The organism is Hydrogenobacter sp. T-8, from assembly GCF_011006175.1.
GTDB classification, from domain to species: Bacteria; Aquificota; Aquificia; order Aquificales; family Aquificaceae; genus Pampinifervens; species Pampinifervens florentissimum.
In genome coordinates, this window is the sequence record NZ_CP048795.1 from 1,389,479 (window position 1) to 1,415,746 (window position 26,268).

Sequence of the window (26,268 nt, forward strand, 5' to 3'; positions counted from 1 at the left end):
GGTGGAAAAGTTAGCGAGTTTTTTTGCTCTTATGGTTTTGGTATCAGCGGTTTTGAATGTTGCATCTCCCTTTTTAAAATTTGCCATAAGACTAAACATGCTACAATCATGGATGCTTGCCTTCTATATACTTGTGGTTGCTATAAGCTCGGGTGTCTTCCATCTTTACCTTTCCTTCTTGGCTACTTTAGTTTTTAAGGGCATACTTATACCTATTTTGCTCTTTAGAGTTCTTAAAAGAACTGGTAGGGAAAGGGAACTTGATATGGTCATAAGCATACCATCTGCGGTAGTGATATCTGGTATTCTCATAATCATATCCGCCATACTTCTTACAAAGTTCGGTGGTCTTGAATTTCTCTTTGGCAGGTTTGTTTTTGTGTCTTCACTATCAACCTTCTTCATAGGTGGTATGCTTCTTGTTATAAGAAAAATCCTCTTTTCCCAAATACTTGGGCTTTTAATAATGGAGAACGCCATATTCCTCGCTGCAAATAGTGCAGTTACAGGAATGCCTTTGGTGGTAGAGCTTGGTATACTTTTTGACATACTTGTAAGTATACTTATAGCTTCTGTTTTACTGCTTCGCATAATGAAAAACTTTGAAGATATTAGAGTTGATGACCTGGAGGTGTTGAAAGAATGATTTCAATACTCTTTTTACTACCCGCATTAGGTCTTCTTCTTTCACTTTTGGTAGATGTTCTTATCATGTCCTATCTACAGCTTCTTATATCTCTTAGTTTGTTCCTTTCAAGCCTTTACATTTTCTTTCATAAGGAATATTCTACGCATTTATACAATCTCTTTTTTGTGGACCCTGTGAATTCTTTTCTTCTTTTGACTGTTGCCCTGCTTGAGCTTTTTGTAGTCTTTTACTCCTTTGGCTACATAAGAACAGAAATATCTCAAGGAATGTCTAAAAGACGTTTTAAGTATTACTATTTTTGGAAAAATGGCTTTATCTTTAGCATGATACTTTCCATACTTTCCAACAATCTTGGCGTGTATTGGGTTGGATTGGAAGCTACCACCCTAACAACAGCCTTTCTTATAGCCTTCTACAGAAGTAAAGAATCCTACGAGGCTTCATGGAAGTATGTAATAATGTGTTCTATTGGTATCACATTAGGTCTTTTTGCTATTGTATTACTTTATTATTCAACCGCGCACATATACGGTGAAAGTCTAAAAGCTCTTTCTTTCCTTGATATAATGGTTTCAGTTCAAAAACTTGACAAAGATATACTTTTCCTTTCTTTTATACTTGCCCTTGTAGGCTTTGGCACAAAGGTAGGCTTTGCACCTATGCATAACTGGCTTCCCGATGCACACTCTCAGGCACCAAGCCCTATCAGTGTTCTTCTCTCTGGCGTTCTCCTAAACACCGCTTTACTTGGTGTTTTAAGGTTTTATCAGATAAATGAAAAGGCTGGCGTAGGCTATGCAAGGGACTTTATGATATTCTTTGGTTTTCTTACCCTTTTCCTTGCAAGTTTGATTATGCTAAGGCAAGGAGAATATAAAAGGCTTTTTGCTTATTCTTCTATGGAAAACATGGGTCTTATAGCTCTTGGCTTTGGTGTAGGTGGCTATGGTGCTTTTGGTGCGTTTTTTCACATACTTTTTCATGCTATAGCAAAAGGCGTGCTTTTTATGACTTCTGGAAATATACTTTCTGTGTTGCACGAAAGGAGAATTGAAAAGATAAATGGACTTTTTAAAGATATGAAAACTACCTCCTTTGTAATGCTTTTAGGCTTAGCCAGTATATCTGGATTACCGCCTTTTTCTACCTTTTTTAGCAAGATTTACATAATAATTGGTGTTATTCAAAAGAGCCACTTTCTTGGTATTTTAGTTTTGTTTTCTCTTGCGGTAGCCTTTTCTGGAATTTTCTGGCAGATTTTACCTATGCTTTCTGGAATTAGTAAAGGAGAAAGAGAAAAAGTTTTACACCCATTTATGATAATAATACCAACATTAATGTTGCTTATATTGATAGCTCTCACTTTCTATACGCCAGAGACTTTAACTCAAATTATAAAAATGGCGGTCAACGAGTTATATGGATAGGAAAGTTATATATTGATAATCTTCTCTTTGCCTTATGACCCTGTATTTACCTTTCTCCACAAGCACCTCGCAAGCTCTTGGTCTCACATTGTAGTGAGAGGACATGGCAAAGCCATAAGCACCTGCGGAAAGAACAGCTAAATATTCACCCCTTTCTACCGCCTGAAGCTCTCTATCCAAGGCAAGAAAGTCTCCTGTTTCACATATTGGACCCACCACATCGGTCTTTATATAGGGTCTATCCTTTCTTTCCACTGGAACTATGTGATGGTAGGCTTCATACATGGCTGGTCTCACAAGGTCGTTCATACCCGCATCCACTATCACAAAGTGCTTATGTCCTTTGTCTTTGATAAACTGAACCTGCGTTAAGAGTATGCCTGCGTTTCCTACCACAGACCTTCCTGGCTCAAGAATAATTTTAGCCTTTACCTCCTTGACTACTGGAAGTATGGCTTCTGCAAGGTCAGAGGGTTCTGGATTTGACTGCTCTGGCTTATACTTTATCCCAAGCCCGCCACCAACGTCAAGGTATTGGATATCAAAACCCTCTTTAATAAGCTCATAATACAGCTCCACCACCTTCTGAGACGCTTCAATGTAAGGGGAAACATCCAATATCTGAGAGCCTATATGACAGTGAATACCAACCACTTGCAGGTTTTTCAATTTTCTGGCATGTTCGTATTCCTTTTTTGCGGTCTTTATATCCACTCCAAACTTACTCTTTTTCATCCCAGTGGATATATAGGGATGCGTCTTTGGGTCCACATCTGGGTTCACCCTTATGGCTATGCGAGCCTTTTTACCAAGTTTTCCAGCAAGCTCGTCAAGCACCTCAAGCTCCATAAGAGATTCCACATTAAACATAAGAATGTCTGAGCTTATGGCATACTCCAGCTCCTTGACCGTTTTCCCTACGCCTGCGTACACTATCTTTGAAGGTTCTATTCCTGCCTTTAGGCTTATAAAGAGCTCACCACCAGAAACAATGTCCGCACCAGCACCCTCTTCCTTGACTAAGGCAACTATGTGAGGGTTAAAGTTTGCCTTTACCGCATAGCATATAAGTGCTTCAGGGAAGGCTTCTCTGTATGCCTTTATTCTGTCTCTGATGTAGCTACCGCTGTAGACATAAAGTGGAGTGCCAAACTTTTCTGCAAGAGCCTTCAGAGAAACACCTTCCAAGTAAAGTTCTTCGCCCTTGTATTCAAGATATGGGTTGTATTCTTTCAGCATGGATGAGTATTATAACCCAGAAGGTGAAAGACTTGCATCTATAGAAAAAATACATAACTTAAAAACAAGGAGGTGGAGCAATGAGCGTAAAAAACTTTGCAAGAAAAGAGGTTATTACACTTAAGCCTGATAATACAGTTTATGATGCGGTCAGGCTTATGAAGGAAAAAAACGTAGGAAGTGTGGTTATAGTGGATGATGAGAACAAACCCATCGGCATAATAACGGACAGGGATGTGGTCGTAAGAGTTGTCTATAATGAACTTGATGTAAAAAATACGCTCCTTGAGAAAGTTATGACGAGAGGGCTTTCTGTTTTAGACGAAAATATGGGTCTTTTTGAAGCTCTTAGGTTTATGAAGGATGAAGGCGTAAGGAGGTATCCAGTGGTGGACTCTGAAGGAAAACTGACAGGCTTCTTTTCATTGGATGATGTGCTTTTCCTGCTTGGTAAGGAACTCGCAGCTGTCGCAGACATAATAGCCAAGGAAAGCCCAAACCTTTAGACCTTTCTCTCAAAAACAGCATATTTGATCGCATAGTCGTACATGGAGAGGTACGCTAATAGCACGGAAATCCACAAAAGCACGCTAATGTAAGCCAGCTCAAAACACAGGGCTATAAGGGTTATAAACTCAAAAAAAGCCTTTGCCTTTCCAAGATAGGATGCGGGCATGGCATAACCCTTTTCTACAGAAACGCTCCTCAAAAAGGACACAGAAAGCTCTCTTATAAGAATCAGCACAAAGGGTAAAAGTCCAACTTCATTGGCGTATAGAAAATACGAAAGCACACCAAGGACGAATATCTTATCTACAAGCGGGTCAAGGAGAACTCCCAGTTTGCTCACCTGATTGGTTTTTCTTGCTATTCCTCCGTCCAACCAGTCAGAAACCCCAGCAACTATAACAAGAGCTCCTGCAAGGTTTTTTTGCTCCTCTTGTAGAAAGTAAAGCGTTGGAAAAAGGAGAAAAAATCTAAAAAGCGTTATAGCGATTGGCATGTCTCTATTTTACAACATCTTTCATAAGGTAAACCAGAGCATAGGATGGTATATTTAACTCCTTGAAGGTTATTATCCTCTCTTTTATAGTGCCTGTGGGAATACCCGTAAGTTTTTCAAACTCTTGATAGTCAAATTCAATAAAGAGGCTTCCGTGTATAAGAAAAGCATCCTTTAGGACTCTCATGGCACAGGCGAGTATTTTCTTGCCTCTGTAGGTTATCTCCCCAAGGGTTGGATAAAAGTAGCAGAAAAAGTCCTCATAGCCTCCCCTGTATCTGCTCATTTCAAATTCAGCGTTTAACTCCTTAAGACTTTCTAAGATAAGACCCATGAAGTTTTTATAGACCTTTGCAAAGCTCCAGCCCCAATCCTTTCTAAGTCCTGCGTATGAAAAGGACAAATCCCAACCATGAAGGAGAGCACCTCCACCTGTAGGTCTCTTTACAACTGGGAGAAGTATGTCAGGTTCTTTTTGTGAGTATCCTATGCTTATGGTCGGTTCTTGCCATCGGTAAAGTCTAAAAAGAGGTTTTCCTGTCTTTTCCACGAGGAGAAGGTTTTCCCAATCCTTTTGCATGTTTTCTACACCGCTGAAGGCTTCAACATAAGATAAATCATAGGTTTTTACTTCGTTCATGGTTAATATTTTAAAGTTATGCGTTTTGTTCAAAGGCTGTTGGGTAGAAGAGAGAAGGAAGAGGAAAAGATCTTCAGACTTACCACCCCTAAGGGTGAGCTTACGCTAAAGCCCGAGGATTTCCTTGAAAAAGACCCAGATGCACGCATAGAGGAGTTTTGGGTGGATACCATGGATGTATCCGAGGACGGGTATTGGCTTCTTGTGGGCAGAAGGCACGGGCTTTTACAGCTCTACGATTGGAGGGGCAAAATTCATAGACTACCCTCAAGACCACCCGCACAGGTGATTACGGATATCCTATTTAGAGGAAGGTATCTCGCCCTTATAACGCCACCCTATTTGGTTGTTTATCTTCTTGAAGATATTAAAAACCCCCAAACATGGAAGAGCTTTAGGACAACACAAGAAGGTATAAGGGCATCTGTGGGGCTTGACCTTCAGGGAAATCTTCTTGCCTACGGCGTTGTGGGAGAGAGGGTTTATGTGATAGATATCTCTGGGGGCTTCGGGTCAGAGGGCTTGGACTTTAGAAGCACCTTCTCCTACTCAGAAGCCCAGATAGGAGAGCTAAGGTCTTTGAAGTTTATAGGAACTGGTAAGCTCCTTTTGTCTGGCACAAGAGGCGTAGCTCTCTATGACCTTAGTGGAAAGCTACTCAGAAGGCTTGACCATGCCTCGGGTAGGGCGGTTCTTCCCCTAAGGGACAAGCTGATCCTTGCAGAGGGAAACAACATCTATGTCTACGATCCACAACTTGAAGGACCCCTTCATAGCACTACAACACCCATAAACATCTCTCAGATAGACCTGTCGCCAGATGGTGAGTTTATCTTCCTTGCGGATGCGGAAGAAAACAGAATGGGGCTTGTTTATCTTCCTAATCTTGAGTTTCTCCATGGTTTTGAGGGCTTTGGTTATTCTGTGGTAAGGGTCTCTCCAGATGGAAGCATATACACCTGCACCTATAGAGAGGAAGATGACAAGAGACTTTATAGCCTTAGAGCTATAACCACCAACCTTACAGACTTTATATACAACAAAGATAGACAGTCCCAGATTATAAAAAGGGCGGAGGAGGAGCTGAAAGCTCTGAAAAACAAGCTCAAAAGGGTAAGCACTCTTTCAGACCCTCAAGAATTTGAAGAATACAGAAGGCTCCTCTCCATGGATTCACCAATAAGAAGACTCAGAGAGGTAATATTTGAAGCACAAACCCTTATAGAGGAAGCAAAGTTTAACACCTTTGTGAAAAGTTTAGAGGACAGGATAAAAGAAGGCAAGGCGGATGCGGGAGACCTTAGAGACTTAGAGTCAAGGATAAAAGTGGAAGAAGGTGAGAGGGTGGAGAGACTAAAGGCTCTTAAAGAAAGCCTTGAAACCTATTTTCAGAAAGCTCTACAGGAACATTTAGAAAGGGTAAGAAATGCGGTCAGTGAAGTTGAGAGTAGTGACCTAAGAGACTTTGAAGCCCTTGAGGAGGTAAAAAGGGCAAGAGAGTTTATAAACAAACTACCCAGTCACCTAAGCCAGCAGGCACAGGCTCAACTTCTTAAGGTTTTTCATGAAAAGCTACTTCAAGACAGGCTCAGCAGATATAGGATAAGGTTTGAAGACTCAAGGGTAATCTTTGGGTCCGAAGACTTTCCAAAGTTTTCTGGTGAGAGAAGGAGGTTAAAGTGGAGAATAAGGGTTGAAGAAAGACTGCCCTTGCAGGACAAGATATTTGCTAGAATAGCCTTTGAAAGAGAAGACGGCGTGCTGGTTGAACCTAAAAGATATCCAAACCTTATCCCCCAGGAGGAGTTAAAGACATTGCCCTTGTGGGTTAGGAGATATCTCAGACACCTAAACGGTCTGTTTTCCTCTGAACCTTCAAGACTTCCCCTCTTTGTTTCCTACGAGGAGACTCCATGGTTTGTAAGAAATTTAGAGAGGTTTGCATCCTTGGTAAAGGAACAGCTCATGTATTCTGAGGGTATTCTTATACTTGAAGGAGATGCAGGTGTAGGAAAGAACTTCCTTGTAGAGGTTTTTTCCGCTCTCACCAACAGACCCCTGTATATCATACCCTGCAACTCCAAAATGGAAAAGGAAGACATTACCTTTGTATACGAGTTTGACCCAAGGAGGGGGACAAAGAGGACATACTCGGACCTTGTAAAGGCACTTCAGACCCCAGGTGCGGTCATATACTTTGACGAGATAAACACCTTGCCTGCTGGAATGGTAAAGCTTTTTAACCCCCTCTTTGACTACAGAAGATACCTTACACTGCCCACAGGTGAGGTCATAAAGGCACATAGGGAGGTGGTGCTCATAGGTGGTATGAACCCTCAGAATTATCTGGGAGTTTCAGAGCTTCCACAAGACATAAAGTCAAGGGCGGATATTATCTTTGTAGACTACCCGCCCTTTGAAGATGAGAAGGGTATATACCACCCCGACGAGGCAATAATACTCAAAGACCATGTGCGAGAGCTCTCGTTCCTTACCCTTGAAGAGTTTATCTACCTCTGGCATTCGGTTGTAAACGGTCTGAAGACCGAACCTCTTGAAGGTCAAGAAAGACTTGAAAAAAGCGTATGGAAGGTCTTTGAGCTTCTCAAAATAGCTAACGCCATAAGAAAGGCTTATAGAGCATACCAGACTCAGCAATCTGAAGAGCCTGTAGATTTCGTCTTCTCTATAAGGGATACCATAAGATGTGCCAGAAGGCTTGACAAGTATCCCAGTGTGAAAAGTTTGGTGTTAGAAACCATACTACCGAAGGTGGGGTCTCCTCTTGAGAAGGAGATAATAAAGAGCATCGTGGAAAGGTTATAATAGAGTTAATGGCAAAGAGGCTGATAGTTTTGTCTTCAGATGAGTTGATACTATCCTTTCTCATAGACGGTGAAACCACTTACAGGATAAGCGCTGAACCAATGGGAGGGCAAAGGCTATTAGATAGCATATTCAAGGGTAGGGTCAAAAGGCTTGCAAAGGGTATGGACGGTGTGTTTGTAGACATAGGTATCGGTAGAGATGCCTTTTTGCCTCTAAAGGGTGAGAGTTATAAAGTGGGAGACAGTGTGATAGTGCAGGTATTAAGGGAACCAGAGGGTGAAAAAGGAGCAAAGCTCACCACCAGCATAAAGTTTGTGGGCAAATATCTCGTATACTTTCCTAAGGGAAAGGATATAAGATGTTCCAGCAAAGTGCACGTGGAAAAGAGGGAAAGCCTATGCAAACTCTTAGAGGGGGATATAGGGGAAGAGGGTGTAATAATTAGGAGTTCCGCAGTTCATGCAGACCCAGAGGCTATAAGGAATGAACTACATAAGCTCAGAGATCAATGGCAATGGGTTCAAAGGAAGGCAAAAGCCCTCAAGAAACCTCAAATTATCCTTGAAGAATACCCAAGCTACATAAGGCTCATAAGAGACTATTGGCAAGAGATAGAAGAGGTGGTATCTGACAACACTGTAGTATGGAACAACATAGCCTCTTTCCTTGAAGAGTTTGAGCCGAGCCTTCTTAGAAAGAACCTCTACCTAAAAGACCCCTCCAGTTATGTGCATAGATACAAACTTTACGAAGTCCTTAAAGGCGTTTTTAACAAGGTATTATGGCTAAAAAGCGGTGGCTACATAGTTATAGAGGAAACAGAAGCCTTCACCATAATAGATGTAAACAGCGGAGACCCTTTAGGGTCATGCCATGAGGAAAATGCGCTAAAGACAAACCTTGAGGCTGTAAAGGAAATAGTCAGACAGATAATACTAAGAGACATAGGTGGTATAATTCTTGTAGACTTTATAGATATGAAAAAGCAGGAGAACAGAAACCTTATAATAAACAGCATGCTGTCAGCCTTTGGTGAAGAAGCCTGTGGGGTTAACATCTACGGTTTTACTAAGCTGGGTATTTTAGAGATGTCAAGGAGGAAAACTGGCAGAAGCGTAACCAAAATGCTATCGGAACCATGCCCCATATGCTCTGGTAAGGGTCATATAAAGAGCTCCTCTCTTTTCTTCCTTGAACTTGATAAGGATATTCCCCTATACCATCAAAGCTCCGTTGAACTACAAGTGCACCCCCTTAGATACGAAAGCGTGAACAAAAGATTGCGAGCAAGAGGGTTCACAAACGTGCAACTGAGCATAAGCGAGGATATTAACATAAACAGCTACAGCTTAAGCCATGCGTAGACTCTTAGTGCTTTTACTCATATTCTTAGTGGGTTGTGCCAAGATGACAGAAGAAAAAAGGGCGAGGCTTGCAACAGAAAACTACTCTCAGGGCATGTCCGCCTACGCAAGAAAAGACTACAAAGAATCCATAAGCAAGCTCTCAGAGGCTCTGAAATACTTAGAAAACCTAACTCCAGAACAGATAAAGTCCGCCAAATATACCATAGGTGAAAGCTACTATTTGAGAAAGGATTACATAAATGCCATAGTTTACCTTGAGGACTATCTCTTTTACTATCCAGAAAGCCCCGAGGCGGAAAAGGTTTACTTCATGGTGGTAGACAGCTACATGAAGGTGGCACCAGACGCCTATAGAGACCAAAGCTACACACTAAAAGCCATAGACAAAGCAAAAGAGTTTCTCAGCAAGTATCCAAACAGCCCGTACACAGATAGGGTCATGGAGCTTATAGACAATGCTCAAACAAAAATAGCAAGACACGAATACCTAATAGGCAGGTTTTATGAAGACTTTGGTTACTACTACTCCGCCTCTTTAAGATACAGAAATCTTCTTGTAAACTACCCTGAGCAAGTTTCAGAAGCGGAGGTCCTATACAGGTATATAAAGTCCTTACTGCGTGTGAAAGATCAAGCAAAGAGACAGGAGGCAAAATATAAAAAATGGATAGAATCTGCGGAGAAGGAACTAAGGACTGCCAAGTCTGAAGAGGATAGAAGGGCTATCCAAAACAGAATTGACTTCTTGAATAGAGAAATAGAAAGGTGGAAAAACCTTGCAGAGATGAGTAGACAGGAAGGCTTAAAACTGCTTGAAACATACGCACAGGTATATGGAGAGAACGTCTATTATAGAGAACTAAAAAGGTATGCAGGACAGTAGGGAACTTTTAAAGACTATTAAGAATCTATTAGAGGAAAAAAAGGCGGAGGATGTGGTAGTATTGGATGTTTCGAAACAAACGAACATAGCGGATTACTTTGTAATAGCCACCGCTAACTCTGTGGTGCATGCAAGAGCACTCCTGAAACACCTAAATGAAGAGCTTGAAAAGGTAGGTATAAAGCCAGACCATGTGGAAGGAGTTGAAGAAGCTAACTGGATACTTGTTGACCTTATTGATATAATAGTTCATATATTCCAGAAGGAATGGAGAGAATACTATGACCTTGAATGGCTCTACTCTAATGCGGAGAGGGTAAGTTTATGAGCGTAATAAAACTCCTCCTTCTTATAGCCTTTCTTACAGCTTTCCTCCTTTTTATAGCTCAGAACTCTGGATATGTGGAAGTCCGTTTTTTCTATATAACCTACAACATACCTTTGTTTGTGCTTCTGCTTTTCAGTTTTGCCCTTGGTTTTTTACTTCCCTCTATCTACCTTCTTTTGAAAGAGACAATGCTAAAGAGAAGACTTCATGGACTGGAGGAGGGTCTCAGAGAACTTTCAAGGGGATATCTGGGCAGGGCGGAGCGACTGCTTCTTTCTGTAGGAAGGTTTGTTGAGCCAGCAAGGTCGCTTGTTGCAGAGGTAGTCCACAGACAAGGAAGACTTGAGGAGCTTAAGAATTTCAACAGCACAGCCTCAGCCATTGTGGGTGAGATCATGCTAAAGGAAGGAAACCTGCAGGAAGCGGAGGGGAAGTTCAATCATGCACTCTTACAAGATGGGGAAAACCTTAGGGCGATTAAAGGGCTAAGAGATGTATATGCCCTCTTAGATGACTGGGAAATGTCCTTGGGGTATCAAGAAAAAGCCCTTCAGCTATGCGAGAAGTGGGAGAGGGAAAAGCAAAAGGGCATTAAGGCGGAGATAATGGCCATGGTCTACCTTAAAAAGGGAGAGGAAAGGCTTATAGAAAAAGCCTTTGACTTAAACCCGTCGCCTTTTGTTTACTCAGTTTACATAAAACACCTTCTTTCTCAAGATAGGATAAAAGATGCCAGAAAAGTTTGGGAAAAGGCTGTATCTGTGGGATATCAGGAAGAAGTGCTTTGGAACCTTCTGGAAGATGAAAAGGCTCTTACGAAACTGCTTGACGCCATAGAAGCAAGGGCGGAATCCACAGACCCCGATGTCCTTTGTATGGTATACCTTCGCCTCAATCTACTCAGTAAGGCAAAGGTCTTGGAGGAAAAGCTCACAACCCCCTTTAAAGCTCTTCTTTACAGCTCCCAATCCCACAGAGAACAGGACAGGTACTGCCTGCTTGGAATAAAGGAGCTCCTCAAACCCTTTGTCTGTTCCTGCGGAAAGGCTTATAATACATACAAGCCCTTATGCATAGAGTGCATAAGGTGGGGAGAAATTAAGCTCAGGAGGGAAATAGATGTTGGTAGACCTTGAAAGAAAGATCATAAGGCTAAAGGTGGTTTATTACGGTATAGGTCAATCTGGCAAAACAACAAACCTTGAAAAGCTCTCAGAAATGGAAGGTCTTAGTCTAATGAAGATAGACACCCAAGAAGAGAAAACCCTTGTCTTTGACTTTGCCACAAAGAAGGTAAAGGTTGGAGAGCTTACCCTTTCCTTCGCACTATACACAGTGCCTGGTCAAGACATATATAAAGATATAAGGCTTACTGTTCTCAGGGGTGTTGATGGAGTGGTGTTTGTTGTGGACTCACAAAAGGAAAGGCTAAAGGAAAACATAAACTTTTACAGTCTTCTGAAGGCAGATCTGCTTCGCATTGGTAAAGACCCATCAAGTGTTCCAGTGGTAATGCAGTATAACAAGCTTGACCTACCAAACGCAATGGACTACAGGGAGATGGAAAAGGTTATAAATCTCGAAAACTACCCTTCTGTTTGTGCAAGTGCCATAAGGGGCGAAGGGGTGTTAGAGACCTTTAAGGTTCTTGAAGACTATCTCATATCAAAGGTAGAAAGGATGTTATTATGATTTCTGGATATTTAAGTTCAAAGCAAGACCTGGTAGACCTTCTAAACGGTTGTCTTTTTAACAGAGTGGGCACTCTTGACCTTTTTCTTGGTGTAAAGGTAGTATCCTTGTATACTGAAAGGGGACTAATAAAGGGCTTTAAGCTCGGTGATAGTGATGAGATAAACACTGAAAACAAGAGGTCCATGCTTTTATACCATCTTTCCGAACTTATGGAAAACCCAGAAGCCTTTTTTACCTTCAAAGAAGGAAAGAGGGAAAAAATCCTTGAACTTGAAGACCCCATATCAGTAGAAGAGCTTGTGCTTCAGCTTCAGCTGGTTCATAGTGAATTGAAATCTTTAATGGAAAGGGTTATAACCCCCATGGCTGTGGTCAAAGTTATAAAAAATTTTGAAGAAGCCAGCTTTTATGACAGCAAAAGTGTATATCAGATACTTGTCAGCTCAAAGAATAGTCTTGTTGAAGAAATAAGAAGGTTAAAATCCCTTTTTTCCAGTGGCTATTTGGATATAAATCAGTTTTATAATCCCGAATTTCTGAAAGAGGAGATAAAGTTAGAATACCTTATGAAGGGAGTTGAAGCTGATAGAGTTAACCTTATAACACTTTTAGAAAGTTTTCATTTTAGCAAGTTTAGTGGAATTATTCAGATAATGGGTGGTGATTTTGAGTTTGAACTCTATTACAAAAAGGGTAGGTTATCCGCAATCTACCCATATAATTCGGAAATCTTTGACTTTTTCCTCACGCCAAAGAAAAATTCTGTGTTAAATGTAATAGATATAGGTGGGGATGCCATTGACCTGCTTATGTTAAAACATTCTGAAGAAAAGGTAGTAAGCGGCTTACCTGGGTCCTTTCTGGAATTGGGTAAGATACTCATAGGCATGGGCACGGAAGGAAGAACAGGCATGATAACCACATACTCAGAAGGCTCAAAAACTTACATAATATACAAGGAAGGGCTACTTCTTGGTGTCGTAGAAGATAGTAAAGAGGGCTTAAAACTGGTTAAAAGCCTGCCGGTTGAAGAAATAGCGTGGATGGATATAGTCCTATACCAACCGATGGAAAACATAAGAGATGTTATACATCAATTCTTACTTAATGCCATATACAGTATACTCCTCAAACATGCAGGACATCTAAACCATATAATACTGGCTCAGCTTGCATCTTCAGATGTTTTGAAGTACCATGAGGGAGTAATAGTTTATAGAAGAATGCCCAGAGGTGAGGAAGGAGTGTTTAGCTTTCTTCAATTTCTCCTTGACCTCAGCTACAGCGTGCTCGGTAATGAAAGATTAGAAAGAGAGTTAGAAATAGCCTTACAACCCTATAGGGATATATTAAAAATTCTCAAGGTAGAAGAGTATCTAATGCTTCCTGAGGCATGAGGGTTTTGCTTGTTGAAGATGACCAGCATCTTGGTAGACTTCTTCTGGATGGACTGAGCCATGAAGGGTATGAGATTGATTGGGTAAGAGACGGCTATTCCGCAGTAAACCGCATATTGGAAGAAGACTATGACCTTGTGCTTCTTGATATTATGCTTCCTAAAATGGATGGGATAAAGGTCTGTAAAAGGATAAGGGAGGTTAAGGACATACCCATAATTATGCTGACCGCTAAGGGACAGATCGAGGATAAGGTGGAGGGGCTTTCTGCGGGAGCGGACGACTACATAACAAAACCCTTTTCCTTTAAAGAGCTTCTGGCAAGAATTGGTGCTGTCCTTAGAAGATATAAAAAGGAGGGACCTGACACTCTGAGGGTGGGCGAGTTGGAGCTTAGATTAAAGTCCTTTGAGGTATACTACAGGGGCAAAAAGATACCAATGACCCAAAGGGAGTTCAAACTTCTAAGGTTCCTTGCGGAAAGGGTAAACACCGCAGTAAGCAGAGAGGAGATATACTTGAAGGTCTGGGGCTACTCTTATGGAGAGGGCTCAAACGTGGTGGACGTGTATATAAAAAACATAAGGACAAAGTTGGAGGATAAGGACCACAGGCTAATAAGGACGGTTAGGGGCTATGGCTATATGATGGCGCAAGAGGATGTCAGTAAGGGTTAAGGCTATACTACTTTTTCTTAGCCTATACTTAGGCAGTGTAGCCTTGTTGTCCTTTTTTAGTCTAATGGTCATAAGGTCAACCCTTTATAAGTATACGCTTCATTATATGGAGTATCAGGTAAATCCTCTTCTGGATTTTTATAAAAACTATTACAAAAATCCAAACTATTATGCAAAGTTGCTGGCAGAAGATGTGGTTTCAAGGGAAATAGCCAGTATCCTTGTGGATGAAAAGGGCAAAGTGGTAAAAAGGGAGAGCTTTCTTGATGGAGAAATGCCAGAAGTGAAAGTTCAAGATATACAAAACATGATAAAAGTGCAAAAAGGAATAGGTAATGACTACGCTTTTATGGTAAAAAGAGTAGGAGATTACCACCTTATACTCCTTGGAAAACTGGATAGCATAAGAGATGTGGAAAGACAGATAATATTCTTCACCGCCTTGGTCTTAGTTGCTGTTTCATTACCCGCCTCTCTTCTTGCCTTTTACTTTATAAACCTACTGTTAAAGCCCTTAGCATATCTTACAGAAGTCTCAAGACGCCTGTCAAGGGGAGAGCTTGATGTGGAAATAAGAAAAAGCGATAGCAAGGATGAGTTTGGTCTTCTTGAAGAAGCCTATGCAAGCATGGTAGAAAGGCTCAAAAGTATAATTCTATGGCAGAGGGAATTTATAAGAAACGTAGCTCACTCACTAAAGACCCCCCTTACCTACATAAAGGGGCAGGCGGAGCTTCTGCAGAGGAACAAGTATACAGAAGAGGAGCTAAAGGAGGTGTATCGTAGCATACAGCTTCAGGCGGAAAAGATGGGAAAGCTTATAAACCAGTTAACTACGATAATGAGGCTTGAGTCTCAAGTTCCTCTAAAGGTGGAAGAGGTTAGTCTAAACCAGGTCTTTGCAGAGCTTGAAGAGGAATACGAGTTTATAAGATCAAGCAGACGGTTTATCGTAGAGTATCTTGATGAGGATGTGGTGCTATATATGGACAAGGAATACTTCAAGATGGCTCTTAGAAACCTAATAGAAAACGCATATAAATACACAGAAGAAGGTCAAGAAATAAGGCTCTATTTTAGGGATGGCTGTGTGGCGGTTGAAGACAGGGGTATAGGCATGGAGCATCCAGAAAAAGCTGGAGAGCTCTTTTATAGGGAGGCCACAGACAAAGAAGGTTCAGGTCTTGGACTTTCCATAGTTAAACTCATAGCCCAAAGAAGCGGTATGAGTATGAAAGTAGAAAGCCAAAAGGGGGTTGGCACAAGAGTGAGCCTGTGCTATAATTTTAAATTATGAGAAAATTAACAACTCTTATAGTTCTACTGCTTTTGTTTGCCACATCTTGCAAGAGACAGCATGAATTTTACGGACACCTATACGACCAACCTGCATACAACTTTGAGCTTACAGACCATGAGGGAAAAAGGGTAAAGCTCTCTGATTTTACAAACCAGAAAAAGATAGTGCTACTCTTCTTCGGATACACCCACTGCCCTGATGTCTGCCCTATGGCACTTGAAACCATGGCAAAAGTTATGAAAAATCTCACCCCCGAGGAGGCAAAAAGAGTCCAGGTGCTTTTCATAAGCGTGGACCCAGAAAGGGATACATCTGAAGTGTTAAAGGGTTACGTTCCTTATTTCAATCCCACCTTCATAGGACTGACTGGGAATGAAAAGGAAATAGAAAAGACCGCAAAGGAATACAAAGCCTATTACAAGAAGGTAGAGGGTGAATCTGCTGGTGGATACCTTATAGACCACACTGCAACCATATACTTGGTCACACCTGACATGAAAATTAAGCTACTTTATACACCTGCAAAGCAAGAGCCAAAAAAGATGGCGGAGGATATAAAATTCCTGCTGGAGAACTCATAGTAGAACTCTTTTACAGGAACGGTTTTGAACTCTCCAAGGAACAAGTAGAAAAATTTGAGATTTATCTACAGGAGCTAAAAAGATGGAACAGGGTCCATAACCTTACCGCTATAGAGGACGAAAAAGAAATAGTCCTAAGACATTTTGTGGATTCGCTGACCGTTAGCTTGTGTTTAAGAGAAAAAGCTATACAGATAGATGGTCTTTCTGTGTGTGATGTGGGGAGTGGAGCTGGTTTTCCGGGAGTGCCTCTTAAGATATACTACGGGGACAGTATAAACCTAACTTTGATTGAGGCTGTGGCAAAGAAATGTTCCTTTTTAGAGTATCTCAAGACAAAACTCGGAATTGAATACAAAGTATTATGTAAGGAGGCCCAGAAGGTTCAAGAGAACTTTGACCTTGTGGTTAGCAGAGCCCTTGGAAAAACTGAAAAGATACTACCTCTGCTCCAAAGGCTATCCAATAGATACATAGTGATTATGAGGGGAGCGGAACCTCTTGAAGGATACGACCACTGCAGGATAGAGCTTACAGACATTAAGAGCTACATCCTTTTTCTCGCAAAAACCAGATAGCCTGTATGGGCGGTCATAGTGTCCTGAGGTCTAAGGCGGTCTGGGTTAGGCTTGTAGGGTCTGTGAAGTATCTCCAAAACTTCCACATTGCAAAATAGGTTTTCCATTGACTTAAGGAGGTTGCTTACTTGGTTTGTTGTAGGAAGGATAGTGGCAAAGGGTGCACCAAACCTCAGGACTTTCCAAACCTTTTGTATATATAAGGTTGGTTCCTTCACATCCACAAAGACCGCATCAAAGAAGTTTTCCTCAACATCTGCAGACATAAAGTCAAGGTTTTCAAGCTTCACATTCTTGCAAAGACCGAACTTTTCCCAATTCTTTTTTGCAAGCTTATAAAACTCTTCCCTTACTTCATAAGCCCAGACCTCACCTACCAACTGAGAAAAAACCGCAGTGGATGCACCACTTCCTACACCAAACTCAAGAAGTCTTTTGTCCTTTGAAAGTCCAAGTTTAAAAGCTATATAAAAGCTGTCCTTTGGGTATACTATCTGAGTTTTTCTCTGAAAGCCGAGCAAGATCATTTCTTCGAGGGTGGGATTAAGGACATAAAAGCCGTTAATAAAACACCCAGGCTCTCTTCCCACTATGTCTTCAAACCTTATTACCCTTTCCTTGTAGTTTAGGCTAAAGTCCTTGGTTAGTGCCTTGAGATACCTTCTATCTTCGCAGACTAACAATATATAATCTCCTTCCCTAAAGTTCATCTTAGCTCCAGTATAGCCCTTCCAAGATTATAGGATGCAATAGAGTATTTTAGAGCATATTCGTAGTCTCCAACCCTGTAGTTTTCTCTTGCAACTTGGTAAAAAAGAAGCTGGTATGTGTATATCTGAGGATACTTCTTTGAGTATTTTGCGGTTTCGTTTAGAAGAAGGGAAGCCCTTCTTAGTCTTTTGCTGGCAACTACTCTGTCCTTTCCAAAGCTTTCTGGAAACTTTATGTTTTCAAGAGCCTGCAATATGTTGTCCGCGGACCTCCCTGCTTTTTTATCCCCCTTTTCACATGCTATGTTTATAAATATCTCCGCTTCTCGCATCAAGTCTTCGTATATCATATCCTCCCTTAGGGCGAGGAATCTTACCCTAAGGAGCGAGCAGTCTTGAGCGTATGCATGTAAAAAGATAGAAAAAAGCAGTAGCCAGAACACAGTAGAGTTATTATAATATTAGCAATTAGCCTTCGCATGGTATTGGGTTTACTAAGAGTAGAGCTTTTCTTTCCCGAGAACGGGTCCCTTAAGGAGAAAAGGCACTACCTAAGGTCTATTAAGGACAAGGTGAGGTCTTCCTTTAATGTTTCTGTCTCTGAGGTAGACTACCATGACCTGTGGCAGAGGTCAAGCCTTGCCTTTGCATGTGTTTCTCATGAAAAGTCAATAGCGGAAAACACCCTAAGCGGTGTGAAAAAGCTACTTGAAAGGCACTACCCAGAGTTTATACTTGAGCTTAAGAGCGAATACCTATTCCTCTAAAAGCCTATGCTTGCGTAGGAAACTATAGAGTCTGTGGGATTTTCGTAGTAGAAGCTGTAATCAAAAAGCTCACCCTTCTCAAGCCCTGCCTTCTTTAACATATGGGAAAATACAAGGTTTGTATACTGACCGTCTATGCGTGTGGAGTTTTTAGTCTCTTGGAGCAGTTCAAAAGCATCATCTCCTTTGAGATTTTGTAAAAGTTCAAGGTATTTCCTGTCTCTAAAGGAAGGGTCATAACTTTGCATATCTCCGAACTTTTTCCCCACATGGCTTAGGTCAACGCTTGAAATTATAAGGGTGTGATGAAGTTCTTTGTCTATTACCTTTAAAAGGTTTTCCGCAAGGGTTTTTAGGAAGTCTTTATCTCCATAGGAAACTATAAGGGCTAACGCCTTTGACTCTGGAAGGAGCATTTTTGCATAAATTGAGACAAACTCTATGGAATGTTCTTGTCTATAGGAAAAAAGGTCGTGAGTTATGTCAAAGCTGTAGAAGGATTGCAGTTTCTCAAGCAGGTCTTTTCTTGTTTCAAGTATGCCAAAGGGTGTTTCCATATGGAGAGGTAAGACAGAAAAGGGCATCTCATGCCAATAGTGGGAAACGCCTAATATTACCACAAGCCTTTTGTCCGCCTTGAGCCTTCCATAACCTTCCCAGTACGTTTTTCTTGCAACTCTTAAGTCCATATGAGGAACCATAAGCCCTAACAGGTCCCTCTTTTCTTTTTCCTCTCCCATGAGAAAGGCTTTGCAACTTTCCGCATCCTCAGGGTATACCTCACCCACATGGGACATGGGTCTTATGCCTTTGCAGAGCATTTCTTGACGCATGGAATTGAGAGTCTTTTGGAAATTCTCTCCCTCTAACAGAAGGGATTTTTCAAGAAGCTCAATAAACTCCCTGAGTTCTTGCTCTCTAAGGATTATGCCAGTCCTTTTAAAAAATTCAGCCCTTAGCTCCTCAAACTCTCTCGTTCCGTCCATAAGGGATAGAAGGAGGAGAGCATGGTAAGACACCAAAAGACCATCGGATATTCCCATTGGGTCTTTGAGCCAGAAGGACTTGCCTTGAGGAATTACTTCAAGGGGTCTTATTTTTGGCTTCATCCAAATATTAAAATCTCTTCCTCTCTAAACTTTTGGTCAACAAGCTCCCAGCTTCTGTAGGAGACCACCTTGCCTTTGCTTACAGAAAGTATTAGATAAGAAAAGCCTTCAAAAGCCCTCTCCTCATCAAATTGAGAAGGTCTATCTGGATGGTCGGGGTGGGAATGGTATACGCCTACTATCTCAAGTCCAAACTCTTTTGCCTTTTTCTCAGCCTTTAGGTAGTCTTCCGGTGCTATCTCGTAGCGGTCGTTCTTTCTATTAGGGTTTGCGTTAGGTGTCTCGTAAGCTCCGAAAACAGTCCTTACATTCCCTTCCACTTTTCCTAAAAGAAGACCACAGGTCTCGTAGGGATAATCCCTCTCTGCCTGTGCTATGGTCTTTTGAAGAGCAGATCCCTTGATCCTGAGCATTTTTACACCATGGCATATTGTGTTAAAAGTTCTGCTATCTGCACTGCGTTGGTAGCCGCACCTTTGCGTATGTTGTCCGCCACTACCCACATGGAAAGCCCTGGCTCAAAGACCAGGTCTTTCCTTATCCTTCCTACAAAAACATCGTCTTTCCCTGCCACATCTACCGCGAGGGGATATTGACCCTCCGTAGGACTATCAACCACCACAACACCTTTGGCTTTCCTTAGGATTTCCCTTGCGGATTCTGGGGATAGTTCAGATTTGAGTTTTACGCTTACAGCCTCTGAATGTCCGTAGAGGACTGGCACTCTTACGCAGGTTGCGGAGACCCTTATATTGGGGTCGTGGAGTATCTTTCTGGTCTCGTTGAGCATCTTTAGCTCTTCCTTCGTGTATCCGTTTTCTGTAAAAATGTCTATCTGTGGCACTACGTTGAAGGCTATTCTTTTTGGTAGTGCCTTTGCTGGTGGTATTTCTTTTCCTTCGCACCATGCCCTTGTTTGTTCTTGAAGCTCCATTATAGCTTTTGCACCTGCTCCAGAGACAGACTGGTAGGTGGAAACAACAATCGCTTCTATCCCAACCGCATCGTATATGGGCTTTAGTGCTACAAGCATCTGTATGGTAGAGCAGTTAGGGTTGGCTATTATACCCTTGTGGTCTTTGACATCTTCTGGGTTTACCTCTGGCACCACGAGGGGCACATCGGGTTCAAGCCTCCATGCGGAGGAGTTATCTATAACAACAGCACCGTCGGAAGCAAACTTTGGGGCGTATTCCTTGCTTATAGAAGAGCCTGCGGAAAAGAGTGCTATGTCTATACCTTTAAAGTCAGCAATTTTATTGAGTGCCTGAACTTTTAGCCTTTCGCCCCTAAAGGTAAGCTCAAGCCCTTCGGACCTTTCAGAGGCGAAAAGAAGTAGCTCATCCACGGGAAAGTTTCTCTCTTCCAAAACTCGGAGGAACGCCCTTCCAACTTCGCCTGTTGCACCAACTACCGCTACCTTGTAACCCATGAGTATAAATTATATCCCAGTTAGAAAGTGCTAACCTTAAACATTTTACAAGACCCTTCCATGATTATGCGGACCAAGGTAGTGTCGCCTATGTTCATCCTCTTTAGAAAAACCTCCCTTCTATACCTATGGGCGACTATTATTGTGTGGATGGCTTCAACTGTTTTGTCGATGAATTCGTTTACCACTATATAATCAAAATGCCTCGCACAAGCTATCTCCTCCTCAGCTTTCTGAAGTCTTTGTTCTAAATTCTCCCTGCCATAGCCCCTGCTTAGGAGCCTTCTCTTTAACTCTTCAAGACTTGGTGGCATAAGAAAGATGAGCACGCTCTCTGGATAGACCTCTCTTATCTTGCTTGCACCTTGCACATCTATAACAAGAAGGGAGTCCACACCTTCTTGCTCGTTCTTAAGGACCTGGTCCTTGGGAGTTCCGTAGTAGTTCCCATAGACGTTGGCGTATTCAAGAAAATAGCCTTCTTCTGTTCTTCTTTCAAACTCCGTCTTGTCCATGAATATATAATCCACACCGTGTTCTTCCCCTTCTCTTTTTGGTCTTGTGGTTGCTGTTATGATCCTTCTCACTCTTGGGCAAGTTTTGAGAAGTCTATCCGCCACTGTAGTCTTGCCTGCTCCAGAAGGTGCAGAAAGGACAAAGAGCATGTTATAATTATAACCCAAGGCGCGTAGCTCAGCTGGCAGAGCGCTGGCCCGACACGCCAGAGGTCGGCGGTTCAAATCCGCCCGCGCCTACCATGGTATAATCTTCCCAATGGTTCTGGACTTTGAGAAGGAACTTCAGGAGATCTACCAAAAGGCAGAACAACTCAAGAGGCTCTACAGCCTTGGAGACAAAGAGAGGGAAAAAGAGCTCAGAAAAGCTCAAAGGGAATTCTTAAAAAAGAGCAAAGAGATATATTCAAAACTTGACCCTTGGGAGAGGGTTCTCCTTGCAAGACATCCTCAAAGACCACACGCAGTTGACTACATAAACCTCATATTCAAAAACTTCATAGAGCTTCATGGAGATAGATGTTTTGGGGATGACAAGTCCATAGTGGCTGGCTTTGCTTACTTTGATACTTTCCCTGTGGCGGTGATAGGTCAAGAAAAGGGTAGGACAACAAAGGAGAAGATGGAAAGGAACTTTGGCATGCCTCATCCAGAAGGATATAGAAAGGCTATAAGGATAGCAAAGTTGGCGGAAAAGTATGGTATGCCCGTTATAACGCTCATAGACACACCGGGTGCCTATCCGGGTATAGGTGCGGAAGAAAGGGGGCAGTCTGAAGCCATAGCCCAAAGTCTCTACACCTTTGGCTACTTAAAAGTTCCAAGTATTGCAGTGATAATAGGAGAGGGGGGGTCTGGTGGTGCCCTCGCCCTCGGAGTTGCCAACAGAGTGCTTATGTTAGAAAACGCAATTTACTCCGTTATATCCCCCGAAGGCTGTGCGGCTATACTTTGGAAAGATCAGGGTAAGGTTAAAGAAGCCTCAAAAGCCCTTAAGCTCACAGCTCATGACCTTTTGAAGCTGGGGGTAGTAGACGTCATAGTGCCAGAGCCTCTTGGTTCAGCTCATTGGGACTACAAAAGGAGTGCAAGAATTTTAAAATACATGCTTAGAAAATGCTTAAAAGAACTTATATACATGAGCCCCGGAGAGGTCATACAAGATAGAATAAGGAAATTTGAGAAGATGGGTGTCTTTGTGGAGCTATGAGCCTTCTATGTGTTCACTGTCACTTCCATCAGCCTCCGAGGGAGAACCCCTACTTAGGTCTTATCACCTTAGAGCCTTCCGCCCAACCTTTTGAAAACTGGAATGAGAGAATATTCAGAGAGTCCTATCTTCCCAACCTCTACGCCCATTATAGGAAAGGGGGGAAGATCCTAAAGGTCGTCAACAACTATGAACATGTAAGTTTTAACTTCACCTTTACTCTTATCTCCTGGCTTTTCAGAGAGAAATACTGGTTTATTGACAGACTTAAAGGAGCAGGTAAAAATGCCATTGCTACGAGCTTTAACCACACCATACTACCCCTTGACCCAGAGGAAGACAGAGAGGTGCAAATAGTCTGGGGTATAAGGGCTTTTGAGAAGGTTTTTGGAAGAAAGCCTTTGGGCTTTTGGCTTCCAGAGCTTGCGGTAGATAGAAAAACCCTATCCCTTTTGGTAAAGCATGGCATAAAATACGTTATACTTGCACCACATCAGGTCAAAACAAAGGGAAGCTACCTCAGACATAACCTTCCGGAAGGACATATAGACATCTTTGTCTATGATGGAGAGCTATCTCATGGTATAGCCTTTGGAGACCTCATAAATCATATGGATGAGGTTATAAGAATAGCGAGTGCAAGAAAAGGTCTTACCCTTATTGCAGTAGATGGCGAGACCTTTGGTCATCACAAAAAATTCGGTGAGATGGGACTTGCCTATCTTGTGGAGAATTATCCAAACATGAAGACCATTGAAGAATTGTATAAGACCATGCATCCAGAGGGTGAAACGGAGATATGGGAGTTTACTTCTTGGAGCTGTGCTCACGGTATAGAAAGGTGGAGATCTGACTGCGGATGCACCACGGGAGGACTGCATGGCTGGCATCAAAAGTGGAGAGGACCTATGAGGGAAGCCCTTGAGATGGTGAGGTCAGAAGTAAGGGAAAGACTATTTAGAGTTTTGGAAAAGTATACAAAAGACCCACAGAGTGCCCTTTTTGACTTTGCGGATATACTGCTTGGAGGTTCAAAAGAGGAATATCTCCAGGACAAGGCAAAAAGATCTCTTAGCAAAGAGGAAAGAGTGGAGCTTTTTAAGCATCTATATGCTTACAAATACATAAGCTATGCCTTTTCTTCTGATGGTTGGTTCTTCGCTGATATCTCTGGTATAGAGGCGGTAAAAAACCTACTCTTTGCAAAAAAAGCCATAGACCTTATTGGCAATGGAGAGCTTGAAGAAAGATTTCTTCGTGTGCTTTCTGAAGCTCCCAGCAATCTACAATCCTATGGCAGCGGTCTTGGAGTATGGCACAGCCTTGTTTTGCCTCAGAAGGTTTCGGAAAGGCAGGTTATAACCTCAATAACAGCTCTTGAGCTGTCGGACGTGATCCCTCAGGAGGGAACTCTTGGCAATTTCTACTACAGGGTGGAAGGCTTTGAACCCTGGAAAGTCTATCTCAAAGACATGGAAACAGAGGAAGAGTTTGAAGATATGGAAGAATTGAAGGAGTTTAATACCAACAATGTCCCTCAACCTCTTCTCAGTTGGCTACTGGACAAATGGGCTCTTGCATACCTTTCGGAGGCTGTGAATTTTACAGAAAACCACGAACTTCTACTTGAGGACCTGCTTGTCCACGCACGGGGCAAATACTTTGAAGCAGGAAATCTAATAGAGAGCAATGTGGAAGCCTACCTCAGGCTAAAGCTTTATCTTCTTCTCAGAGAGCTTGCTCCAGTGAAAGAGATCAAAAGAGTGCTGGAAAAGGCGGACTACCTTAACCTTAACGTAAGGAATGTTTCTGTTAAGTTCTGGATGGAAAGATACATAAGCAAGAAGATACTAATGGGTATATCGGAAGAAGAGGCAAAGGAGATAGTGACATTTATCAAAGAATACAACACGGCGGTAGGAAGGTATGACCTTATGGTAAACCTGTGGGACCTTCAAAACTGGGCATGGGAAAACAGAGAAAAGCTAAGCCCTGAAACCCTCAGCCTCTTAGAGTTTGCGTAAAATACTACTATGCCATCAAAGGCACTCTTCACGGACCTCTATGAGCTTACCATGGCTCAGGCTTACCTTGAAGCCAATAAGGTAGGCAGGGCGGTCTTTAGCCTTTTTGTGAGAAAACTTCCAAAAAACAGAAACTTTCTTGTTTCCTGTGGGCTTGAACCTCTTATTGAAGCTCTTGGGGAGTTTAGGTTTGGTGATAAGGAGCTGAGGTATCTGAAGTCTCTGAATATGTTTAAGGACTGGTTTTTAGATTATCTGGAGCAATATCAGTTTAGGGGAAACCTCTACGCTATAAGGGAGGGCATGATAGTCTTTCAGAATGAACCACTTGTTCAGATAGAAGGCTCTTTACCAGAGGTGCAAATCCTTGAGACTCTTGTTATAAACATAGTGCATTACAATACGCTTATTGCCTCAAAATCCGCAAGGTGCTACTTGGTATCTAAGGATAGAGCTCTCGTGGACTTTGGCTTAAGGAGGGCACATGGGCTTGACGCAGGTCTCTATGGAGCAAGGGCTTGCTACATAACGGGCTTTGCGGGCACTTCAAACCTCTATGCGGGAAGGAAATACGGAATTCCAGTCTTTGGCACTATGGCACACTCCTTTGTTATGGTCTTTGAGGAGGAGGAAGAAGCCTTTAAGGCTTTTGCAAGGAGCTTCCCAGACAGGACTGTATTCCTCATAGATACCTATGACACCTTTGAGGGGGCAAAGAAAGCTTTAAAGCTGATGAGGGAGGGTATAAAGGTTGTGGGAGTGAGAATTGACAGTGGAGACCTGCTTGAGGAGTGCATAAGGGTAAAGGACCTTTTCCAAAGGGAAGGCTTTGAGGATATAAAGATAGTAGTCAGTGGAGGGCTTGACGAAGAAGACCTGCATAGACTTTTATCTGGCGGTGCACCTGTGGATATCTTTGGCGTTGGCACTAAGGTTTTGACCTCTGCGGACGCTCCCTATCTTGATATAGCCTACAAGCTGGTGGAATACGAGGGAAAGCCAAAGTTTAAGCTAAGCCCTGGGAAGCAAACCTTTCCCTACAAGAGACAAGTTATAAGGCATTACGAAGATGGTCTTATGTGCTATGATGAGGTTATTCCCTACAGAGAGGGAGGGCTAGTGGAGGTCGTATACAAGGAGGGAAGTCTTATAAGACCCTTGCCCAGTCTAAAGGAGATAAGGGAAACCTTTTTAGATGAACTTTCCAAAATGCCTGCCTGGTTAAAGTCCTTAAACAAGGAAAAGGATTATAATGTTTTATTAAAGGAGGTTTGAGAATGAGTAGAAGACCAAACATAGAGGAGGCGCTTAAAAAAGTGTCTTCAAGATATGAGCTTGTGCACGCTGCAACAAAGAGAGTAAGCCAGCTACTGGAAAGGGGTGAAGACATCTTTGTAAGGGATAAGACAAGAGGTGAGCTTATAAAGAAGACTTTCCAGGCTATAGAAGACATAGCCCAGGGTAAGGTTCAGGTAGTAAGACTAAGGAGAAGCTCTGAAAATGATTAAGAGTTTGGAATTTCTTCACATTTTTTTTGCCATTGTATGGATAGGCGGAATGGTATACAGCCTGCTTTTTCTTAAACCATCCCTCAAGGAGCTTCCTAACGAGGATCAAAGACACAGGCTTCTTCGCTCGGTATTTTCAAAATTTTTCCCTGCGGTTTGGCTCTCTATACTTGTTTTGTTCATAACGGGCATGGGGCTATGGCATGGCTACAGGAGGGACTTCTCTGAAAATCCTCTCTTTCATACCAAGCTCTTCCTCTTTGCCCTCATGATCCTGGTGTTTACATACATCTACTTTTTCCTCTTTAGGAAGAACAAACTTTCACACATTCCCAACCTGATATTGGTGAACCTCCTCTTTGGGATATTCATATTGCTTATAATCACTTACATAAGCTAG

General features: G+C 42.2%; 29 protein-coding genes and 1 tRNA gene. 21 read left to right on the forward strand and 9 right to left on the reverse strand.

Annotated features, from left to right (window positions below):
- Window position 1 precedes the first annotated feature (1 nt).
- Together G3M65_RS08050 and G3M65_RS08055 are read left to right on the forward strand one after the other, a co-directional pair.
- A complete protein-coding gene (locus G3M65_RS08050) occupies window positions 2-646 on the forward strand; it encodes a hydrogenase (RefSeq protein ID WP_254426259.1) in 645 nt (214 codons plus the stop codon).
- Window positions 643-2,076, forward strand: a complete 1,434-nt coding sequence (locus G3M65_RS08055) for a proton-conducting transporter transmembrane domain-containing protein (RefSeq protein ID WP_173834064.1) — start codon at window positions 643-645, stop codon at window positions 2,074-2,076. Before G3M65_RS08050 ends, G3M65_RS08055 begins: the two co-directional genes overlap by 4 nt.
- On the opposite strand, the gene lysA is transcribed toward G3M65_RS08055, so the two are convergent.
- The gene (lysA, locus tag G3M65_RS08060; RefSeq protein WP_173834065.1) at window positions 2,065-3,315 is read right to left on the reverse strand and encodes a diaminopimelate decarboxylase; all 1,251 of its coding nucleotides are present in this window, start codon (window positions 3,313-3,315) and stop codon (window positions 2,065-2,067) included. The genes G3M65_RS08055 and lysA overlap by 12 nt on opposite strands.
- 80 nt (window positions 3,316-3,395) lie before the next feature.
- Between lysA and G3M65_RS08065 the strand changes: the two genes are divergently transcribed.
- Window positions 3,396-3,821, forward strand: coding sequence for a CBS domain-containing protein (locus tag G3M65_RS08065; RefSeq protein WP_173834066.1), 426 nt, complete (start codon window positions 3,396-3,398; stop codon window positions 3,819-3,821).
- Here the strand turns inward: G3M65_RS08065 and pgsA are convergent.
- Both pgsA and G3M65_RS08075 read right to left on the reverse strand, forming a co-directional pair.
- Entirely contained in the window at window positions 3,818-4,318 is a 501-nt protein-coding gene (gene pgsA / locus G3M65_RS08070) for a CDP-diacylglycerol--glycerol-3-phosphate 3-phosphatidyltransferase (RefSeq protein ID WP_173834067.1), read from the reverse strand. The two genes, G3M65_RS08065 and pgsA, sit on opposite strands and share 4 nt — an antisense overlap.
- 4 nt (window positions 4,319-4,322) lie before the next feature.
- Entirely contained in the window at window positions 4,323-4,958 is a 636-nt protein-coding gene (locus G3M65_RS08075; protein ID WP_173834068.1) for a lipoyl protein ligase domain-containing protein, read from the reverse strand.
- Window positions 4,959-4,976: 18 nt separating this feature from the next.
- On the opposite strand from G3M65_RS08075, the gene G3M65_RS08080 reads away from it, so the two are divergent.
- The 11 genes from G3M65_RS08080 to rsmG are packed head-to-tail and all read left to right on the forward strand — an operon-like array spanning window position 4,977 to window position 16,593.
- Window positions 4,977-7,784: an AAA family ATPase gene (locus G3M65_RS08080; protein ID WP_173834069.1), complete on the forward strand. Its 2,808-nt coding sequence runs from the start codon at window positions 4,977-4,979 to the stop codon at window positions 7,782-7,784.
- 8 nt (window positions 7,785-7,792) lie between these two features.
- On the forward strand, window positions 7,793-9,151 hold the full coding sequence (locus G3M65_RS08085; RefSeq protein ID WP_173834070.1) for an Rne/Rng family ribonuclease: 1,359 nt from the start codon (window positions 7,793-7,795) through the stop codon (window positions 9,149-9,151).
- A complete protein-coding gene (locus G3M65_RS08090) occupies window positions 9,144-10,037 on the forward strand; it encodes an outer membrane protein assembly factor BamD (protein WP_173834071.1) in 894 nt (297 codons plus the stop codon). Before G3M65_RS08085 ends, G3M65_RS08090 begins: the two co-directional genes overlap by 8 nt.
- Window positions 10,024-10,365, forward strand: coding sequence for a ribosome silencing factor (gene rsfS, locus G3M65_RS08095; protein ID WP_173834072.1), 342 nt, complete (start codon window positions 10,024-10,026; stop codon window positions 10,363-10,365). Before G3M65_RS08090 ends, rsfS begins: the two co-directional genes overlap by 14 nt.
- Window positions 10,362-11,501: a lipopolysaccharide assembly protein LapA domain-containing protein gene (locus G3M65_RS08100; protein WP_173834073.1), complete on the forward strand. Its 1,140-nt coding sequence runs from the start codon at window positions 10,362-10,364 to the stop codon at window positions 11,499-11,501. Before rsfS ends, G3M65_RS08100 begins: the two co-directional genes overlap by 4 nt.
- Window positions 11,485-12,057, forward strand: a complete 573-nt coding sequence (locus G3M65_RS08105) for an ADP-ribosylation factor-like protein (protein WP_173834074.1) — start codon at window positions 11,485-11,487, stop codon at window positions 12,055-12,057. Before G3M65_RS08100 ends, G3M65_RS08105 begins: the two co-directional genes overlap by 17 nt.
- Entirely contained in the window at window positions 12,054-13,457 is a 1,404-nt protein-coding gene (locus G3M65_RS08110) for a hypothetical protein (RefSeq protein ID WP_173834075.1), read from the forward strand. The genes G3M65_RS08105 and G3M65_RS08110 overlap by 4 nt, the downstream gene beginning before the upstream one ends.
- A complete protein-coding gene (locus G3M65_RS08115) occupies window positions 13,454-14,134 on the forward strand; it encodes a response regulator transcription factor (RefSeq protein WP_173834076.1) in 681 nt (226 codons plus the stop codon). The genes G3M65_RS08110 and G3M65_RS08115 overlap by 4 nt, the downstream gene beginning before the upstream one ends.
- Entirely contained in the window at window positions 14,118-15,431 is a 1,314-nt protein-coding gene (locus tag G3M65_RS08120) for a sensor histidine kinase (RefSeq protein ID WP_173834077.1), read from the forward strand. Before G3M65_RS08115 ends, G3M65_RS08120 begins: the two co-directional genes overlap by 17 nt.
- Entirely contained in the window at window positions 15,428-16,015 is a 588-nt protein-coding gene (locus G3M65_RS08125; RefSeq protein ID WP_173834078.1) for an SCO family protein, read from the forward strand. Before G3M65_RS08120 ends, G3M65_RS08125 begins: the two co-directional genes overlap by 4 nt.
- Window positions 16,016-16,074: 59 nt before the next feature.
- The gene (gene rsmG, locus G3M65_RS08130; RefSeq protein ID WP_254426330.1) at window positions 16,075-16,593 is read left to right on the forward strand and encodes a 16S rRNA (guanine(527)-N(7))-methyltransferase RsmG; all 519 of its coding nucleotides are present in this window, start codon (window positions 16,075-16,077) and stop codon (window positions 16,591-16,593) included.
- On the opposite strand, the gene G3M65_RS08135 is transcribed toward rsmG, so the two are convergent.
- Complete coding sequence (locus tag G3M65_RS08135; RefSeq protein WP_173834079.1) at window positions 16,563-17,303, reverse strand: tRNA (adenine-N1)-methyltransferase; 741 nt, start codon at window positions 17,301-17,303, stop codon at window positions 16,563-16,565. The two genes, rsmG and G3M65_RS08135, sit on opposite strands and share 31 nt — an antisense overlap.
- Window positions 17,300-17,746 (reverse strand): hypothetical protein, encoded by a 447-nt coding sequence (locus tag G3M65_RS08140; protein WP_173834080.1) that lies wholly within the window; start codon window positions 17,744-17,746, stop codon window positions 17,300-17,302. Before G3M65_RS08140 ends, G3M65_RS08135 begins: the two co-directional genes overlap by 4 nt.
- 36 nt (window positions 17,747-17,782) lie before the next feature.
- Here G3M65_RS08140 and G3M65_RS08145 point away from each other — a divergent pair, with 36 nt between their 5' ends.
- Window positions 17,783-18,070, forward strand: coding sequence for a DUF503 domain-containing protein (locus G3M65_RS08145; protein ID WP_173834081.1), 288 nt, complete (start codon window positions 17,783-17,785; stop codon window positions 18,068-18,070).
- Here the strand turns inward: G3M65_RS08145 and amrB are convergent.
- From amrB to gmk, 4 genes are read right to left on the reverse strand one after another with little or no spacing between them, the layout of a single operon-like run.
- Window positions 18,067-19,179, reverse strand: a complete 1,113-nt coding sequence (gene amrB / locus G3M65_RS08150) for an AmmeMemoRadiSam system protein B (RefSeq protein WP_173834082.1) — start codon at window positions 19,177-19,179, stop codon at window positions 18,067-18,069. The genes G3M65_RS08145 and amrB overlap by 4 nt on opposite strands.
- Entirely contained in the window at window positions 19,176-19,592 is a 417-nt protein-coding gene (locus tag G3M65_RS08155; RefSeq protein WP_173834083.1) for a M67 family metallopeptidase, read from the reverse strand. Before G3M65_RS08155 ends, amrB begins: the two co-directional genes overlap by 4 nt.
- 2 nt (window positions 19,593-19,594) lie before the next feature.
- Window positions 19,595-20,611, reverse strand: a complete 1,017-nt coding sequence (asd, locus tag G3M65_RS08160) for an aspartate-semialdehyde dehydrogenase (protein ID WP_173834084.1) — start codon at window positions 20,609-20,611, stop codon at window positions 19,595-19,597.
- Window positions 20,612-20,631: 20 nt separating this feature from the next.
- Window positions 20,632-21,276, reverse strand: coding sequence for a guanylate kinase (gene gmk, locus G3M65_RS08165; protein ID WP_173834085.1), 645 nt, complete (start codon window positions 21,274-21,276; stop codon window positions 20,632-20,634).
- 17 nt (window positions 21,277-21,293) lie between these two features.
- On the opposite strand from gmk, the gene G3M65_RS08170 reads away from it, so the two are divergent.
- The 6 genes from G3M65_RS08170 (at window position 21,294) to G3M65_RS08195 (ending at window position 26,268) form a co-directional block, all read left to right on the forward strand.
- A tRNA-Val gene (locus G3M65_RS08170) sits at window positions 21,294-21,369 on the forward strand.
- A 16-nt stretch (window positions 21,370-21,385) separates the two neighbouring features.
- Window positions 21,386-22,336, forward strand: a complete 951-nt coding sequence (locus G3M65_RS08175) for an acetyl-CoA carboxylase carboxyltransferase subunit alpha (protein ID WP_173834086.1) — start codon at window positions 21,386-21,388, stop codon at window positions 22,334-22,336.
- The gene (locus G3M65_RS08180; RefSeq protein WP_173834087.1) at window positions 22,333-24,360 is read left to right on the forward strand and encodes a DUF3536 domain-containing protein; all 2,028 of its coding nucleotides are present in this window, start codon (window positions 22,333-22,335) and stop codon (window positions 24,358-24,360) included. The genes G3M65_RS08175 and G3M65_RS08180 overlap by 4 nt, the downstream gene beginning before the upstream one ends.
- 9 nt (window positions 24,361-24,369) lie before the next feature.
- Window positions 24,370-25,635 (forward strand): nicotinate phosphoribosyltransferase, encoded by a 1,266-nt coding sequence (locus G3M65_RS08185; RefSeq protein WP_173834088.1) that lies wholly within the window; start codon window positions 24,370-24,372, stop codon window positions 25,633-25,635.
- A gap of 2 nt (window positions 25,636-25,637) precedes the next feature.
- On the forward strand, window positions 25,638-25,868 hold the full coding sequence (rpoZ, locus tag G3M65_RS08190) for a DNA-directed RNA polymerase subunit omega (protein WP_173834089.1): 231 nt from the start codon (window positions 25,638-25,640) through the stop codon (window positions 25,866-25,868).
- Entirely contained in the window at window positions 25,861-26,268 is a 408-nt protein-coding gene (locus tag G3M65_RS08195; protein ID WP_173834090.1) for a hypothetical protein, read from the forward strand. Before rpoZ ends, G3M65_RS08195 begins: the two co-directional genes overlap by 8 nt.